We start from the raw sequence: 17147 nt of genomic DNA on the forward strand, positions 1-17147 counted from the left end.
AGCACCAAGCCTGTCAGGCGTCCGCACAAGTGACCTGCATTCAGAGTTCCGGTTGATCGCAAGATCAATGCGGGAGCGTCCGTTTTTGCGTATCGGCCATGGCCGCGACGTGGATTAGCACGGGGCTTTAGCTCAGCTGGGAGAGCACCTGCTTTGCAAGCAGGGGGTCGTCGGTTCGATCCCGACAAGCTCCACCACGTTGATGTCCTGTAGCGCTCGACTTTTGGGTCTGTAGCTCAGGTGGTTAGAGCGCACCCCTGATAAGGGTGAGGCCGGTGGTTCGAGTCCTCCCAGACCCACCAAACCAACGCTTCCTGGACATTCTGAATGAGACTGCGCACACACACATAGATTTGAAGCGGATGGGCATTGTGGCCGATTCGCGTTCTTTGAAAATTGGGACGTAGCGAGCGTTTTGAGACGGAATGTCCATGACGTGTCGTAGAGGCTAAGGCGGGGGACTTGATCCCCTAATATTTGAAGTGAGACGTTGTGTTCGCGCAACGTATGACTCTGAGGCGACTTGGGGTTATATGGTCAAGCGAATAAGCGCACACGGTGGATGCCTTGGCGGTCAGAGGCGATGAAGGACGTGACAGCCTGCGAAAAGCACGGGGGAGCTGGCAATAAGCTTTGATCCCGTGATGTCCGAATGGGGAAACCCACTGCGCAAGCAGTATTGCATGGTGAATACATAGCCATGCAAGGCGAACCCGGTGAACTGAAATATCTAAGTAACCGGAGGAAAAGAAATCAACCGAGATTCCCTGAGTAGTGACGAGCGAACGGGGAACAGCCCTTAAGTTGATTGAGTTTTAGCAGAACAACCTGGAAAGGTTGGCCATAGACGGTGACAGCCCGGTACGCGAAAAGGCTCTTTCAATGAAAACGAGTAGGGCGGGGCACGAGAAACCCTGTCTGAACATGGGGGGACCATCCTCCAAGGCTAAATACTACTGACCGACCGATAGTGAACCAGTACCGTGAGGGAAAGGCGAAAAGAACCCTGGTGAAGGGAGTGAAATAGACCCTGAAACCGTGTGCGTACAAGCAGTAGGAGCTCCTTCGTGGAGTGACTGCGTACCTTTTGTATAATGGGTCAGCGACTTACAGTTCGTGGCAAGCTTAACCGTATAGGGGAGGCGAAGGGAAACCGAGTCTGAATAGGGCGCATAGTCGCGGGCTGTAGACCCGAAACCGGGTGATCTAGTCATGCCCAGGGTGAAGGTACCGTAACAGGTACTGGAGGCCCGAACCCACTCCCGTTGCAAAGGTAGGGGATGAGGTGTGATTAGGAGTGAAAAGCTAATCGAACCCGGAGATAGCTGGTTCTCCTCGAAAGCTATTTAGGTAGCGCCTCGGACGAATACTGCTGGGGGTAGAGCACTGTTATGGCTAGGGGGTCATTGCGACTTACCAACCCATGGCAAACTCCGAATACCAGCACGTACTATCCGGGAGACACACGGCGGGTGCTAACGTCCGTCGTGAAAAGGGAAACAACCCAGACCCACAGCTAAGGTCCCCAATCAGTGCTGAGTGGAAAACGATGTGGAAAGGCACAGACAGCCAGGAGGTTGGCTTAGAAGCAGCCATCCTTTAAAGAAAGCGTAATAGCTCACTGGTCGAGTCGGTCTGCGCGGAAGATTTAACGGGGCTAAGCATTGAACCGAAGCTTGGGGTGCATACTTTGTATGCGCGGTAGAGGAGCGTTCCGTAAGCCGTTGAAGGTGGATTGAGAAGTCTGCTGGAGGTATCGGAAGTGCGAATGCTGACATGAGTAACGATAATGCGGGTGAAAAACCCGCACGCCGAAAGCCCAAGGTTTCCTTGCGCAATGTTAATCAACGCAGGGTGAGTCGGCCCCTAAGGCGAGGCAGAAATGCGTAGTCGATGGGAAGCAGGTTAATATTCCTGCACCTCGCGTAAGTGCGATGGAGGGACGGAGAAGGTTAGGTATACCGGGCGTTGGTTGTCCCGGGGAAAGCAGGTAGGCGGATCCCTTAGGCAAATCCGGGGGGTCATCAACGCCGAGCAGCGAGACCAGTCCATTAGGACGAAGTTACCGATACCACGCTTCCAGGAAAAGCTCCTAAGCTTCAGCTTACGCAGACCGTACCGTAAACCGACACAGGTGGGCAGGATGAGAATTCTCAGGCGCTTGAGAGAACTCGGGTGAAGGAACTAGGCAACATGGCACCGTAACTTCGGGAGAAGGTGCACCCCTGATGGTGGCTCATGCGAGCTATAGCTGTCGGGGGTCGCAGTAACCAGGCCGCTGCGACTGTTTATCAAAAACACAGCACTCTGCAAACACGAAAGTGGACGTATAGGGTGTGACGCCTGCCCGGTGCTGGAAGGTTAATTGATGGGGTCAGCCGCAAGGCGAAGCTCTTGATCGAAGCCCCAGTAAACGGCGGCCGTAACTATAACGGTCCTAAGGTAGCGAAATTCCTTGTCGGGTAAGTTCCGACCTGCACGAATGGCGTAACGATGGCGGCGCTGTCTCCACCCGAGACTCAGTGAAATTGAAATCGCTGTGAAGATGCAGCGTTCCCGTGGCAAGACGGAAAGACCCCGTGAACCTTTACTATAGCTTTACACTGAACGTTGAGTTCGTCTGTGTAGGATAGGTGGGAGGCTGTGAAACCAGGACGCTAGTTCTGGTGGAGCCAACCTTGAAATACCACCCTGACGTGCTTGACGTTCTAACCTAGGTCCGTTATCCGGATCGGGGACCGTGTATGGTGGGTAGTTTGACTGGGGCGGTCTCCTCCTAAAGTGTAACGGAGGAGCTCGAAGGTACGCTCAGCGCGGTCGGACATCGCGCACTGTGTGCAAAGGCATAAGCGTGCTTGACTGCAAGATCGACGGATCAAGCAGGTAGGAAACTAGGACTTAGTGATCCGGTGGTTCTGTATGGAAGGGCCATCGCTCAACGGATAAAAGGTACTCCGGGGATAACAGGCTGATACCGCCCAAGAGTTCATATCGACGGCGGTGTTTGGCACCTCGATGTCGGCTCATCACATCCTGGGGCTGTAGTCGGTCCCAAGGGTATGGCTGTTCGCCATTTAAAGTGGTACGCGAGCTGGGTTCAGAACGTCGTGAGACAGTTCGGTCCCTATCTGCCATGGGCGTTGGAGATTTGAGAGGGGCTGCTCCTAGTACGAGAGGACCGGAGTGGACGAACCTCTGGTGTTCCGGTTGTCACGCCAGTGGCATTGCCGGGTAGCTATGTTCGGAAGCGATAACCGCTGAAAGCATCTAAGCGGGAAGCGCGCCTCAAGATGAGATCTCCCGGGAGCTTGACTCCCCTGAAGGAACCATCAAGACCAGGTGGTTGATAGGCAGGGTGTGTAAGTGCAGCAATGTATTGAGCTAACCTGTACTAATGATCCGTGTGGCTTGACCATATAACCTCAAGTGGCCTTGGACTCGACGACGCGTCGACGACATTCCAGACCAGAACAATCACTCGCTACGTCCCACCCTCTGCAAGCTGGCGCACCCGTGCGCTGCTTCACCCCCTTGCCCAGTGACAATAGCTGTGTGGCACCACCCGATCCCATCCCGAACTCGGAAGTGAAACGCACACGCGCCGATGGTAGTGTGGCTTAAGCCATGCAAGAGTAGGTCATCGCTGGGCATTTACACCAAACGCCGGATCCCGCAAGGGTCCGGCGTTTCTCTTTGTGCACCAAACGCGCGAAACACCTGACGGGTTTTCTGCAAGCACGCCGGGAGTCTTATGGCGACGTTGCATTGATTCAAACAGGGGATCAGGCAAACAGGAGATCAGGCGTTCACCGCAGCTTGCACGAGCAGCACGATTACACAGACCAACCCGGTGAACCAGACAGCGGTGCGCAGACTCGCTTTGTCGGTGACGTAGAAGATTCCGTGAAGAATCCTCGCAACGACAAAGATGAGCGCCAGCAGCGCGATTCGTGGATGTTCAACTCCGGCGAGCTGGGCAAGAATCACTGCCGCCGCAAATGCGGGGAAAGCTTCAAACGCATTCATTTGTGCCGCATTGGCACGCGAGCTGCGCGGATTATCCTGCCGGGCCAGCCACGCGCGGGGGTCGTTGTTGTCGAATCTTCCCCTGCCGGAAAGTTTGGCAACCACCGTCCAGACATAGGGCAGGATCGCTACAACGAGTACGCACCAATAGGCGGTGGAAAGGGTCATCGGCAGGTCTCTGGGGATGCTGGTGGCCAGCGTGGGTTTCAGACTATCGGAAATGACAACGGCACCGTGAGGCGCCGTTGTCATCGACTGATCTGGAGCGTTGCGACCGCGTGGGCGGTGCAGGGTTCTGCTATGCCGGACCCTCTTATCGAGCGTTCTTCTGCATCATGGCTTCACGCGCGGCGCGAAACGCATTGCCGTCGTACCAGTTGGGCCACTGGTCATTGCTCGCCAGGTCGCGGCCAACGCCATACAGCGCTTGCAGATCCTGGACCACGCCTTCCAGGTTCCAGGCCGGGTCGAACTCGTCGGCCGGCTGGTGGTAGCGGTTGAGCCCGTAATCCCGTGCGGCCGCCTTGCCCGCTCCCACGCCGCCATCGACCAGATCGTCGCCGCCGCTGGCATACAACGCCGGCACACCCGCCTTGGCGAAGTTGAAGTGGTCGGAGCGGAAGTAGAAGCCGCTTTCCGGAGTCGCCTCGGCGGTCAGGGTCCGACCCTGGGCGTCGGCGTGCCGGCCGAGGATGTCCTCCAGCTCAGAGCTGCCCTTGCCTACGACCGTCATGTCCCGCGAGGGTCCGGCGACCGACATCGCGTCGATATTGATGACAGCGACCGTCTTCTCCAGCGGGACGCTTGGATGGGCAACGTAGTACTTGGAGCCCAGCAGACCGGACTCCTCCAGGGTGACGGCCAGGAACAACACGGAGCGCTCTGGTGCAGGCTCCTGGGCGACGAAGGCCTGGGCAATGCCGAGAATGCCAGCCACCCCGGTGGCATTGTCGATCGCCCCGTTGTAGATCGTGTCCACTGCCGGGTCGGTGCCCTCCTCACGGTGGTCGCCCAGATGGTCCCAGTGGGCCATGTAGACGACGGCCTCGTCTGGTCGGCTGCTGCCGGGGAGCAGGGCCATGACGTTTTTCGACGATTTCCTGGTCACCGTGCTGGTCAGGTCCACCGTCATCGACGCATCCAGCGGGATCGCCTTGAAGCCGGGCGTGTTCGCCGCGGTGTAGAGCGCTTCCAGATCCTGCCCGGTGTCGGCCAGCAGGCTGCGCGCGATGTCCGCGGTGATCCAGCCCTGCGCCGGCAGGCGCGGCTCGGGATCGTCGGCCGCAGCCAGGTCGAACTGCGGGCCGGACCAGGAGTTCTTGACCACGTCCCAGCCGTAGGAGGCGCCATCGCTGTCGTGGATGATCAGCGCCGCCGCGGCACCCTGGCGTGCGGCCTCTTCGTACTTGTAGGTCCAGCGGCCGTAATAGGTCATCCGCTTGCCTTCAAACAGCTCCGGATCGTCGGTATGGAAACCGGGGTCGTTGATGAACATGACCACGGTCTTGCCCTTTACGTCGACTCCCGCGTAGTCGTTCCAGCCAAGCTCGGGCGCGTTGACGCCGTAACCGACAAACACCAGATCGCTGTCGTTGATCTCCACCCGGGTTTCGCCGCTGCGGGTGCCGATCACCATGTCGCTGCCAAACGCCAGCTCACGTGCCTTGCCGGCGACCTGCAGTTCCAGCTTTGTGGACTCGTCAGCGGTGGTCTCCACCATTGGCACGTCCTGGAAGTAGCTCTCGCCGTTGCCCGGCTTCAGGCCCAGGCTGCGGAACTGCTCTTCGAGCCATGCGACGGTCTTCTCCTCACCGGCGCTGCCGGGCGCACGACCGCCGAATTCATCCGAGGACAACACCTTGACCCGCTCGGCGAAGTCTGCAGCAGAGATGGCGCCGGCATCGGCCTGGACGACCGTTTGCCCGGTGGTGGCGGGCGCTGGCGTGTCGTCGGCTTTGTTGCATGCCGCCAGGACCAGCGCGGCGGCGACCAGCGAGGTCGCTGGCAGGAGTGGGATACGGGACATGCGGACTCCGGATCGAACGGGACACCCGATACTATCAGCCCGGTTCCGGTGCAATCCCACGCCCATCACGGACCTCAACGTCCGTCGCGGCTTAGTCCTTCGGCGGCGGTTCGCTTCCCGACCAGGCCTTCGCAGTCGCCCCGGTCACCTTGCCTATGCGCGCACTCGCGTGGACGTACAGTTCCACCTCGCGCTCGAACACCATGGCACCTTCCACCTGCGCTGCCGGACCCACGACGACACGTGGCGCCTTGTTGCCCAGGCTGAACCACTGGAAGCCGGGCTTGTCGTAGTGGATACCGCCAATCACGTGCGAGTCGGCGCCGACGGTCAGGTCGCCGTTGACCATTTCTATCCCGCCTTCGACCCGCGTCCCGACCAGGCCGATCGCCCCGTTGACGGTACTGACGTTGCCCCCGACGTCGCTGCCGCGGTCAATGAAGATCTGTCCGTTCACCGTCGAGACCGAGCCAGTGCGGGTCTCGCGGCCGGCACGGATGGAGCCGTTGACGGTCGAGAGCTGGCCAGCGTGCACGCCATTGGCCAGCTTGATGCTGCCATTCACGGTCGCCACGTTGCCGACGTTCGCGTCGGCGCTGATATCCACACTTCCGTTTACGGTGTTGATGCTGCCCATGTGGGCGCCCGCTTCCACCTTGATACTGCCAGTGACCTTGCTGAGGTTGTCCTGCGCCGCCTGGGCAGGAAGAGGCGAGCCGTTGCCGACGGCGACGGAGAGGCCAAGGGCGAAGACGATGGTCAAGGAAAGGGATTGCATGGCGTTCTCCCAGAGGGGATGGAGGATTCTGAAAAGCGGGTGGTGCGGCAATGCCTGTGAACCCCGACGCGGCCGTGAGCAGGCCAGGCGCGGCGCAGTCCCTTCGCTACAATCGTCCACTGCCCATCGTAACCGGACCGAACCCGTGCCCGTAACCGCGCCCAACGCACTCCGCCCCGTCGTGCTGCTGATCCTGGATGGCTGGGGGCATCGGGAGGAGCGTGAAGACAACGCGCTGGCCCAGGCGCACCTGCCCCATTGGCATGCGTTGCTGGCCGATTCGCCGCACACGCTGATCCACACCGAGGGTCGGCACGTGGGCTTGCCCGATGGTCAGATGGGCAACTCCGAGGTGGGCCACATGAACCTGGGCGCCGGCCGGGTGGTGTACCAGGACCTGACCCGGATCGACGCCGCGATCGAGGATGGCAGCTTTTTCCGCAACGCCGAACTGCTGGCCGCCTGCGCCGCGGCGCGCGACAACGCGACCACGCTGCATTTGCTGGGCCTGCTGTCGCCGGGGGGCGTCCACAGCCACGAGGATCACCTGTTTGCAATGATCGACCTGGCCCGTCGTGAGGGCGTGGCTCGGGTGGCAGTGCACGCCTTTCTGGACGGGCGCGACATGCCGCCGCGCTCGGCCGGTCCAAGCCTCGCGAGGCTGCAGAACGCGTGCGACCAGGCGGGCAATGCGCGCATAGCGAGTGTCTCGGGCCGCTACTACGCAATGGACCGGGATCGCCGCTGGGACCGCATGCGCAAGGCGTGGGACGCGATCGTCGAAGGTCAGGCGACCCAGCATGCCGACGACGCCGAAGCGGCGCTCGCCGCAGCCTACGCGCGTGGCGAGAACGACGAGTTTGTCGAGCCGACCGTCATCGGGCCGCCATCGCCGATCATGGATGGCGATGCGGTGGTGTTCATGAACTACCGCGCCGACCGTGCACGGCAGCTGACGGCGGCATTCGTGGACCCGGATTTCGACGGCTTTCCGGCCCGCCGGCCCGCGCTGTCGCGCTTCGTCTGTCTGACCGAGTACGACGCCAGCCTGCCCGCGAAGGTGGCCTTCGGACCGGAGGAGCTGCACAACACGCTGGGCGAGGTGCTCGCCCATAACGGCCTGCGCCAGTTGCGCATCGCCGAGACCGAGAAGTACGCGCACGTCACCTTCTTCTTCAGCGGCGGCCGCGAGGCGCCCTACCCGGGCGAAAGCCGCATCCTGATTCCCAGCCCGGACGTGGCCACCTACGACCTGCAGCCGGAGATGAGCTGCCCGGAAGTCACCCGCGAGTTGGTTGCCGCCATTCGTTCCGGTCACATCGACGTGGCCATCTGCAATATCGCCAATCCGGACATGGTGGGCCACAGCGGCAACCTGGAGGCGGCGATCAAGGCGGTGGAGGCGGTGGACGTGGCAATCGGTGCGATCGTGGCGGCGGTACGCGAGGTCGGCGGGGCACTGCTGGTGACGGCCGATCACGGCAACGTGGAGATGATGCGCGACGCGGCCACCGGTCAGCCGCACACCTCGCACACCGTCGGGCCGGTTCCGCTGGTGTATGTCGGCGCGCGACCCGCGGGCCTGCGCTCGGGCGGCTCGCTGCGTGATATCGCTCCGACCCTGCTCGACCTGCTGGGCCTGCCACGACCGGCGGAGATGACCGGTCGCAGCCTGCTGACGGACGGGCGCGCGGACTGATGCGCAACGCGTGCGCGAGCACCACCTTCGCACTGGCGTTGGCGCTGCTGTGCCTGCTGCCGGCGCCGGGACATGCGCAGGATCGCAACGAGGCCGAGCGCAAACTGCAATCGGCGAAGAAGGAGCTGAAGGCGGTCGCCAGTGAACGCCGGGAAGTCGAAGCCCGGCGGGGCGCCGCGACGCGCGAGCTGCGCCAGGCCGACGAACGGGTCGCGGCCGCCAACCGCCGCCTGGTGGAAACCCGCCAGTCGCTGCAGGCGAGCAACCAACGGATGGAAGAACTGCAGACCCGGCGCGCCCACATGCAGGAGAAGCTGGCGGGCCGCCGGGACGAACTCGCTCGCCTGCTGCGCGCCGCGTACGCGCAGGGCGACGCCGCGCCGCTGAAGGTGCTGCTGGCCCAGGACCGGGTCGCCGATGCCAACCGGCTGCTCGCCTACCACCGCTATCTGCAGGCGGACCGTGCGGCCCGGATCAAGGAACTGGGCGATCAAATGGCCGGGCTGGATGAGGTGGAGCGCGAGATTGTCCAGCGGCGCGCCGAACTGGACGCGCAGATCGCCCAGCAGGCGCAGCAGGTCGCCGAACTGGAAAAGGAGCGCAAGGATCGCGGCACCCTGGTCGCGACCCTGGACAAGACCTACAAGGATCGTCAGAGCCGCGAAAAGGCTCTGGGTCGCGATGTGCAGGGGCTGGAGCACGTGCTCAAGCAGCTGCGGGCCGCCGCCGCGCGCGCCGAAGCCCAACGCAAGGCCGCCGCGGCGAAGGCCGAACGCGAAGCCCGTGAAGCGCGCGAGCAGGCCAAACGGGCCGGCCAACCGGCGCCGCCCAGAGCGCCCACGCGACCGGTCGCCACCGCCAGCGGTCCCAGCGTGGGCGGCGCCGGATGGCCGCTGAGCGGCAGCCTCCTCGCCGGCTACGGCGGCAAGCTTCCCGACGGCCGCCCCAGCCAGGGCATGCTGATCGGAGCCAACGCCGGCACCTCGGTGCAGGCGGTAGCGGACGGCACCGTGGTGTATGCCGAATGGATGAGCGGCTTCGGCCTGATCCTGATCATCGACCACGGCAACGGTTACATGAGCCTGTACGCGCACAATGACGCGGTGTTGCGCGACGCCGGGGATGCGGTGCGCCGCGGCGACCCGGTATCCACCGTGGGCACATCGGGCGGCCACGGCCGGCCGGCCCTGTATTTCGAACTGCGGCGGAACGGCGATCCTGTCAACCCCGATGTCTGGCTGAAGCGCTGAGCGCGGCGGCTCGCCCCTTAACCGAATCCAGGCACCCACGGACTACCGTGTTCTCCATTGGCCAGTCGCATCGTTGCTAGCAACCAAGCGTTTTTTCCGGAGTTTGTTCATGTCCAAGCGCCACCTGAGTCCGCTCGTCCTTGCCATCGCCCTGGCGCTGTTCCATATCGCAGCCGCTGCTCCGGTTGGCGTGCCCCAGGATCCGGCACTTGAGCGGAGCCCGCCCGACACGGTTGCGCAACCGGCGACGAAGGACGCGCGCACCGACCAGAGCAGCGATTCCAAGGTGCCGCTGGATGAGATCCGCCGCTACGTCGCTGTGTACAAGGCGGTTAAGGCCGCCTACGTCGAGCCGGTGGATGACCACGAGCTGATGCAGTCCGCGATCCGCGGCCTGTTGCTGGACCTGGACCCGCACAGCGCCTATCTGGAAGGCGACGCGGCGGAGAATTTCAACGAGCAGTCGCGTGGCAATTACGAGGGTATCGGTGTCGAGATCCAGCGCCAGCCCGACGGCACCCTGCGCGTGATCGCACCGATCGACGACACGCCTGCCGCTCGCGCCGGCATCAAGTCCGGCGACCTGATCGTGGCCGTGGATGGCGCTCCGCTGACGCCTTCCGACGAGGCGGCCAGTTCCCTGCGCGGCGAGGCCGGCACCACCCTGGAGCTGACAGTCATCCGCGACGGTGAAACCGAGCCGCTGAGCATCAAGGTCGAACGCCAGGTGATCCGCATCGCCAGCGTGCGCACCCGGATGCTCGAGCCGGGATACGGCTATGTGCGGGTGAGCGCGTTCCAGGCCGACACCGCGGCGGAGTTCGAGCGCCAGCTCGAAGAGCTCAAGCAGCGGGCGGGCGGCAAACTGCGCGGCCTTGTGCTGGACCTGCGCAGCAATCCCGGCGGTCTGCTGACTGCCGCGGTACAGATTGCCGACTCGCTGCTGGACGAGGGCACGATCGTCAGCACCCGGGGCCGGATCGCCATCAGTGATGCGGTGTTCGGCGCCACTCCGGGCGACCGCCTGGGCGGCGCCCCTGTGGTGGTCCTGGTGGATGCGGGCTCTGCCAGCGCATCGGAGGTATTGGCCGGCGCGCTGGCCGACAACCGCCGCGCGCTGGTGATGGGCAGCCGCACCTTCGGCAAGGGCTCGGTGCAAACACTCCTGCCGCTGGACAACGGCGACTCGGTCAAGCTCACCACCGCCCGGTATTACACGCCCAGCGGCAAGTCGATCCAGGCGCTGGGCATCGTTCCCGACATTCTGCTGAAACCGGATGTGGACGCAGGCGACGGCGGCCGCAAGGGCTACACGGAAGCCAGCCTGCCGGGTCACCTGGGCGGCGAAGGAGAGGCCTCAGAGGAAGCGTTGGAAGGCGAGGTGCTCGAAGGCGACGGTTACATCGACCTGGCGCTGGCGGAGCTCAGGAAACTTCCCGCTGAGCCGGTGCCGAAGCCGGCGGCGAAGAGCGCCAAGGGCGCTAAAGTTCCCGCTCAGTAGCCGCGGCGGCGGCGCAGACGGCGGGCAATACCCGCCCTGGCAATCAACGCGAACGCACCGCCGAAGGCGAAGCCGGCGACGTGCGCCGACCACGCGACGGCGCCGAAGGCCGGACCGATATAGGTGAACACGATCTGCAGCAGTGCCCACACGCTGATCAGCAGGGGCGCTGGCATCTTCACGAACTGCAGGAACAGACCCAGCGGTACGACCACGCCCAGGCGTGCTCCCGGGAACAGCGCGAGATACGCGCCAATCAGCGCCGACACCGCTCCGCTGGCGCCGATGATCAGGCGGTCGGGGGTGGAAATCGCCAGCACTGCCGCCAGATTCGCCACCGCGCCCCCCAGCAGGAACAGCAGCATGAAACGCCACGGACCCATGGCCCGCTCCGCAGGCAGGCCGAAGATCAGCAGGAACACCAGGTTGCCCAGCAGGTGGGCCCAGTCGGCGTGCAGGAAGAGCGCGCTCACCAGACGAACGAGGTTGCCGTCGGCCAATGCCTCGCGCCACGCCAGTGGCGTGGTCAGCCCACCCGAAAGTGCTCCCCACTCCAGCAGCAACGCGTGCTGCTCGCTTGCCGGCAGCAGGGTGCCCCAGGTGAAGCACAGCCACAGACCCGCGAACAGCAACGGGGTGGCCCATCGCAGCGGAGGCTTCTGGCGTGAGGGAATGGCAATGAACACGGGCGGCTCCGGCACCGGGAGGCTGGATGATACGGGTCACCCGCCCGCACCCTCGGAGGTGAATGCGCGGCGGCGACATACCGTGACGTACGTCATTGTTAGCGTAAGGTTAATTGCCACGTTATAGTGCGGACGGCGCCGTATGGCGGCAACCCCGGCGCCTGCCGGAAACCGGCCCCCGCCGGCGGTCCAGGCGGGCGCAAAAACCATGGTTCTGGAGAGAATTCGCATGCAGCACGTACACAGCATCACCCGCCTTTCGGCACTGGTTATCGGCATCGCCGGGGCTCTGGCGATGGGTCACGCACACAGCGCCGCGTTCCAGCTCAAGGAGAACAGTGCCAAGGGTCTGGGCCGCGCTTTCGCCGGTTCCACCAGCGCCGCCGGCGACGCGTCGGTCGTTGCGACCAACCCGGCCGCGATGCGCCAATTGGACGGCCGCCAGATCCAGGCCGACCTGAGCGCGATCAGCTTCTCGGCCGATTTTGACGGCAGTGGCCGCCACGTCGGTCCGACCGGCCCGGGCACCGGGATGCCGGTTTCGGGTGGCAACGGCGGCGACGCGGGCATGATCGCTCCGGTTCCGGCGGCGTATTTCCATATGCCGATGGGTGAGAGCGCACACTTCGGTGTCTCGCTGACCGCACCTTTCGGCTTCAAGACCGACTACGACCGCAACTGGGTCGGTCGCTACCACGCCGTCACCACCGACCTGAAGGCTATCGATCTTGGGCTGTCGGCCTCCTACGACATCAACCCGTACCTGTCCTTCGGCGCGTCGGTGTTCGTTGAGCACCTGACGATCGAGTTGAGCAACGCAATCGACTTCGGCACCGCGATCTACGCCCAGGGCGGCGGCGCGGCGGGCTTTGCCCCGGGCAATGCCGACGGTTTCGTGACCATCGAAGGCGACAACAACGCCGTGGGTTACACCATCGGCGGCCTGTTCAGCCCGAGCGAGAACACCCACATTGCGCTGAGCTACCGCTCCAAGGTCAAGCACAAGATCACCGGCGGCGACGCCGACTTCACCGTGCCGGCCAACGCCGCGGCGTTCCTCTCGGTCTATGCACCCGGTCAGTATGTCGACACCAAGGGCCGCGCGGAGCTCACCCTGCCGGCATCCGCCACCCTCAGCGTCACCCACAACGTCAACGACCGCTGGTCGGTGATGGGCGACGTGTCGCGCACCGCGTGGAAGACCTCGTTTGACAGCGTGACGGTTGACTTTGATTCGGCCCAGGCCGACAACGTCCTCGCGTTCCGCTATGACGACACCACGTTCGTCTCGCTTGGCACCGAGTATCGTTTGAACGACACCGTGACCCTGCGTGGCGGTGTTGCCTACGACGAGACCCCGACCAGCGATGCGCACCGCGATGTCCGCGTGCCGGACGTGACCCGCAAGTGGCTGTCGCTGGGCGTCGGCTGGACCCCGTCGGAGCGGATGGAGTTCAACGTCGGCTACACGCACCTGTTCACCAAGGACCCGACCATCAACAGCGTGTCGGCTACCGGCAGCACCCTGGCCGGCAGCTATGACGTCGGCGGCGACATCCTTGCCGCGTCGATCAACTACAAGTTCTGATCGAGCTACCCGTTGGATGAAAACCCCGCTCCGGCGGGGTTTTTTTTCGCCATCCAGAAATCAGCATTCGATTGCCGACGCGTTGCCGGCAAGCTGGCCGCGCGCTAGGCTGATCACCCGGTTTCACGGACGAGAATAGGATTATGCGGATACCAACGGCAGTGCTGGCCATCGCGATGATGTGCCTGGGTCCTGTGGCGGCGAAGGAAAAGCCGGCGCCTGTCTACGAACTGCAGGCGACGGGGACAATCGAGATTGGGCCCGATGGGCAGGTCGCCGACTACCATCTGGACAAGGGGCAGCCGGCGGCGATCGAAAACGCACTGGGCCGCAACATCGCCCAGTGGCGTTTCGAGCCCATCGTGATGGACGGCAAGCCGGTGATTGCTAAAACCCGGATGCGGCTTTCCCTTGAGGCGCTGCCGACGCCGGGCGAGGACTACCAGTTGCGCGTGAGCGGGGTGTCGTTTGGCGAGCCCACCCGCGACCGTCACCATGTGGCTCCCCCGCGATATCCCGAAGGGCTGGCGAGGGCCGGCATCGGAGCCAAGGCGGTACTGGTGTTGAAGCTGAACGCCGACGGCAGCGTGCAACAGGTCCATGCCCAGCAGGTCAGCCTGAGCCAGAATTCGGGAACCGACTCGCAGGCGGACCGTTGGCGCGACGTGTTTGCAAAGGCGAGCGTTGCCGCTGCCAGGAAATGGAAGTTCGACATCAGCGAGACCGTTGCCGGGGCGCCCATCGGAACCACGATCAAGGTACCCGTCGAGTACTTTTTGAACGGATCCGCCGCGCGGACGAAAGAACCTGGCGCCAACGAGTGGCGCCGTTACATCCCGGGCCCGGTGATCCGTGCGCCCTGGCTCGATGCGGCGCCCATCGCCGACCACGATGCAGATCAGCTCAAGGATGGCGAGGTGCGATCGCTCGCGTCCCGGTTCAAGTTGAGGGACGAGGTGGTCGGACGTCTTCTCTAGTCGGGCGCCTGAAGTCGCATCGGGAGGCGCAAGTTCCGGAGCTGCGCACCTGATGCCATTTGCTCACAGAATCCAATAAAAAACGCCCCGCAATGCGGGGCGTTTTTGTATCCGCGACGCGCCTGGATCAGCGCTTCATCGAGGAGAAGAACTCGTCGTTGGACTTGGAGCTCTTCATCTTGTCGAGCAGGAACTCCATCGCGCCGATCTCGTCCATGCCGTGCAGCAGCTTGCGCAGAATCCAGATCTTCTGCAGCAGCTCGGGCTCGATCAGATAATCCTCGCGGCGGGTGCCGGAGCGGTTGATGTCGATCGCGGGGTACACGCGCTTCTCGGCGATGCGGCGGCTCAGGTGCACCTCGGAGTTGCCGGTGCCCTTGAACTCCTCGTAAATCACCTCGTCCATCTTGCTGCCGGTATCGACCAGCGCGGTGGCGATGATCGTCAGGCTGCCGCCTTCCTCGACGTTGCGCGCCGCGCCGAAGAACCGCTTCGGGCGGTGCAGGGCGTTGGCGTCGACGCCGCCGGACAGCACCTTGCCCGAGCTGGGCAGGACGTTGTTGTACGCACGGGCCAGACGGGTGATGGAGTCGAGCAGGATCACCACGTCCTTCTTGTGCTCGACCAGGCGCTTGGCCCGCTCGATCACCATCTCGGCGACCTGCACGTGGCGCGCCGCCGGCTCGTCGAAGGTCGAGGAGATGACCTCGCCGCGCACGGTGCGCTGCATCTCGGTAACTTCCTCGGGCCGCTCATCGATCAGCAGCACGATCATGTGCACGTCGGGATGGTTGTGGCTGATCGCGGTGGCGATCTGCTGCATCATCATCGTCTTGCCGGCCTTGGGCGGGCTGACGATCAGGGCGCGCTGGCCCTTGCCCTGCGGGGCCATCAGGTCGAGGATCCGGCCGGTGATGTCCTCGGTGGAACCGTCGCCGCGCTCCAGGTGGAACTTGCGGCGCGGGAACAGCGCCGTCAGGTTCTCGAACAGGACCTTGTTCTTGGACGCTTCCAGCGGCTCGCCGTTGATCGTGTCCACGATCGAGAGGGCGAAATAGCGCTCACCGTCCTTCGGGAACCGGATCCGGCCCGATAGATGGTCGCCGGTGCGCAGGTTGAAGCGGCGGATCTGGCTGGGCGAGATGTAGGTATCGTCGGGGCCGGCCAGATAAGAGGCTTCGGCGGCTCGCAGGAAACCGAACCCGTCGGGCAGGATCTCCAGCACGCCATCGGCGGCGACGCCCTCGCCGTGGCGCGTGAGCACCTTGAGCACGGCGAAGATGACGTCCTGCTTGCGGGCGCGGGCGACACCTTCGGAGATGTTCAGCTGCTCGGCGATTTCCAGCAACTTGTGCGCCGGCATGCGCTTGAGGTCGCCCAGCGAATAGGTGGGGAAGCCCTCGGGCACCTGCGGGTTGGAGCGAGGAATGAACGGCTCGTTGCCGCCGTCGTCGCTGGGCAGGCCATCGCGCGAGCCGCCCCTGCCACCGCCGCCACCACCCCCACCGCCGCGCTCGCGCTTGCTGCGGAACCGTTCGCGGCGGTTGTTGCTGCGGCCGCCGTCCTGGTCACGGTGCTGGCCGTCACGGGGCGGGCGCGGGTTGCCGTCGCCGCCGGAACCGCCGTTCTCCTGGCCCTTGCCGTGCTGCTCGCCGCTGTCCTGGCGGGCAGCATCGCCGCCGCCGGAGGCGTGTGCCGCAGCGGGGGCCGCATCCCTGGGCTTGCTGGCCGGCGTGGTGTCACCGCTTGGCGCCGCCGATTCCGGCTTCGCCGCGGGCTTGGGAGCCGGTTTGTCTGCCTGCGCGGCGGGGGCCGCGTCGGACTTGGGTGCGGTCGGCGCGGACGCGGGAGCGGCCGGGGCCGCAGGCGCGGGTTTCGCGACCTCGGGCTTGGCGGCCGGCGCCACCGGCTTATCGCTCTGCGGCGAATCGGCCTTGGCGGCCGTGGTTTTGCTCACGCGCGTCTTGCGCACGCGCTTTTCGGCGATGTCGCCGGCGTCGGGGGTGTTTTCGGACAAGCGGGTATTCCTCGCTAAGCGGCGAGCGCCCGCGAAAGGCGGGCGAAGCGTCAGGGACGTTGGATTCGGTAAACAGGTGCGGCGGGGAACCGACTTCAGCAGGCCGTTATGGCTGGCAGGCGGAGGTCGTTCAGGCACCGGGTCCTGCGAAACTAGCACTGCCACGGGCCCGGCTGCAAGCCTTGCGGGCAAATGCCGCGGCTCATTGGTTCAGCTGCGGGCGGCCCCTGGCGGAGCCCGCCCGCGAAAAGGCGCTCAGAGCGCCTTGTCGATCATCTGCGCCAGCTGTCCCTTGCCGATCGCACCGATCTGCGTCTCCTGGATCTGGCCGTCCTTGAACAGCAGCAGCATCGGGATGGATCGCACGTGGTACTTGAGCGCGGTGGCCTGGTTGTGGTCGACGTTGATCTTGGCGATCTTGACCCGGCCGGCATAGGTCTCGGCCAACTCGTCCAGCGCCGGAGCGATCATCTTGCACGGGCCGCACCACTCCGCCCAGAAGTCGACCAGGACCGGCTCGGTGGATTGCAGCACGACGGATTCGAAGTCGGCGTCGCCGACCTGGATGGTTTTCTCGCTCACGGATGACTCCTGGGTGG

The 17147-nt window shown here is 64.1% G+C and carries 11 protein-coding genes, 2 tRNA genes and 2 rRNA genes; 9 read left to right on the forward strand and 6 right to left on the reverse strand.

Annotated features, from left to right (window positions below):
- The first annotated feature begins 121 nt into the window (after positions 1–121).
- From INQ42_RS00865 to rrf, 4 genes are all read left to right on the forward strand, one after another.
- Positions 122–197: transfer RNA gene (locus tag INQ42_RS00865), tRNA-Ala, on the forward strand.
- Positions 198–225: 28 nt separating this feature from the next.
- Positions 226–302 (forward strand) — tRNA-Ile (locus tag INQ42_RS00870).
- A 233-nt stretch (positions 303–535) separates the two neighbouring features.
- Positions 536–3416, forward strand: a 23S ribosomal RNA gene (locus INQ42_RS00875).
- 118 nt (positions 3417–3534) lie between these two features.
- Positions 3535–3649 (forward strand): 5S ribosomal RNA (gene rrf, locus INQ42_RS00880).
- 149 nt (positions 3650–3798) lie between these two features.
- On the opposite strand, the gene INQ42_RS00885 is transcribed toward rrf, so the two are convergent.
- The 3 genes from INQ42_RS00885 to INQ42_RS00895 all read right to left on the reverse strand — a co-directional run bounded on the left by INQ42_RS00885 (position 3799) and on the right by INQ42_RS00895 (position 6830).
- A complete protein-coding gene (locus tag INQ42_RS00885; protein ID WP_194034753.1) occupies positions 3799–4194 on the reverse strand; it encodes an MAPEG family protein in 396 nt (131 codons plus the stop codon).
- 145 nt (positions 4195–4339) lie between these two features.
- Positions 4340–6052, reverse strand: coding sequence for a M28 family metallopeptidase (locus INQ42_RS00890; protein ID WP_194034754.1), 1713 nt, complete (start codon positions 6050–6052; stop codon positions 4340–4342).
- A 91-nt stretch (positions 6053–6143) separates the two neighbouring features.
- On the reverse strand, positions 6144–6830 hold the full coding sequence (locus INQ42_RS00895; RefSeq protein ID WP_194034755.1) for a DUF4097 family beta strand repeat-containing protein: 687 nt from the start codon (positions 6828–6830) through the stop codon (positions 6144–6146).
- Between the two features lie 145 nt (positions 6831–6975).
- Here INQ42_RS00895 and gpmI point away from each other — a divergent pair, with 145 nt between their 5' ends.
- From gpmI to INQ42_RS00910, 3 genes are all read left to right on the forward strand, one after another.
- The gene (gene gpmI, locus INQ42_RS00900) at positions 6976–8529 is read left to right on the forward strand and encodes a 2,3-bisphosphoglycerate-independent phosphoglycerate mutase (protein ID WP_228064399.1); all 1554 of its coding nucleotides are present in this window, start codon (positions 6976–6978) and stop codon (positions 8527–8529) included.
- A complete protein-coding gene (locus tag INQ42_RS00905; protein WP_194034757.1) occupies positions 8529–9779 on the forward strand; it encodes a murein hydrolase activator EnvC family protein in 1251 nt (416 codons plus the stop codon). The genes gpmI and INQ42_RS00905 overlap by 1 nt, the downstream gene beginning before the upstream one ends.
- A gap of 109 nt (positions 9780–9888) precedes the next feature.
- Positions 9889–11280, forward strand: a complete 1392-nt coding sequence (locus tag INQ42_RS00910; RefSeq protein ID WP_194034758.1) for a S41 family peptidase — start codon at positions 9889–9891, stop codon at positions 11278–11280.
- Here the strand turns inward: INQ42_RS00910 and INQ42_RS00915 are convergent.
- Complete coding sequence (locus INQ42_RS00915) at positions 11274–11966, reverse strand: rhomboid family intramembrane serine protease (RefSeq protein ID WP_194034759.1); 693 nt, start codon at positions 11964–11966, stop codon at positions 11274–11276. The two genes, INQ42_RS00910 and INQ42_RS00915, sit on opposite strands and share 7 nt — an antisense overlap.
- A gap of 229 nt (positions 11967–12195) precedes the next feature.
- Here INQ42_RS00915 and INQ42_RS00920 point away from each other — a divergent pair, with 229 nt between their 5' ends.
- Together INQ42_RS00920 and INQ42_RS00925 are read left to right on the forward strand one after the other, a co-directional pair.
- Positions 12196–13554, forward strand: coding sequence for an outer membrane protein transport protein (locus INQ42_RS00920; protein ID WP_194034760.1), 1359 nt, complete (start codon positions 12196–12198; stop codon positions 13552–13554).
- Between the two features lie 143 nt (positions 13555–13697).
- Positions 13698–14531 carry an energy transducer TonB gene (locus INQ42_RS00925; RefSeq protein ID WP_194034761.1) on the forward strand — a complete coding sequence of 278 codons (834 nt, stop codon included), beginning with the start codon at positions 13698–13700 and terminating at the stop codon, positions 14529–14531.
- 127 nt (positions 14532–14658) lie between these two features.
- Here the strand turns inward: INQ42_RS00925 and rho are convergent, their stop codons facing one another.
- Complete coding sequence (gene rho, locus INQ42_RS00930) at positions 14659–16488, reverse strand: transcription termination factor Rho (protein ID WP_407070787.1); 1830 nt, start codon at positions 16486–16488, stop codon at positions 14659–14661.
- A gap of 315 nt (positions 16489–16803) precedes the next feature.
- Positions 16804–17130 (reverse strand): thioredoxin, encoded by a 327-nt coding sequence (gene trxA / locus INQ42_RS00935; RefSeq protein ID WP_194034763.1) that lies wholly within the window; start codon positions 17128–17130, stop codon positions 16804–16806.
- Positions 17131–17147: the final 17 nt, after the last annotated feature.

It is taken from the genome of Lysobacter avium (assembly GCF_015209745.1).
GTDB classification, from domain to species: Bacteria; Pseudomonadota; Gammaproteobacteria; order Xanthomonadales; family Xanthomonadaceae; genus Novilysobacter; species Novilysobacter avium.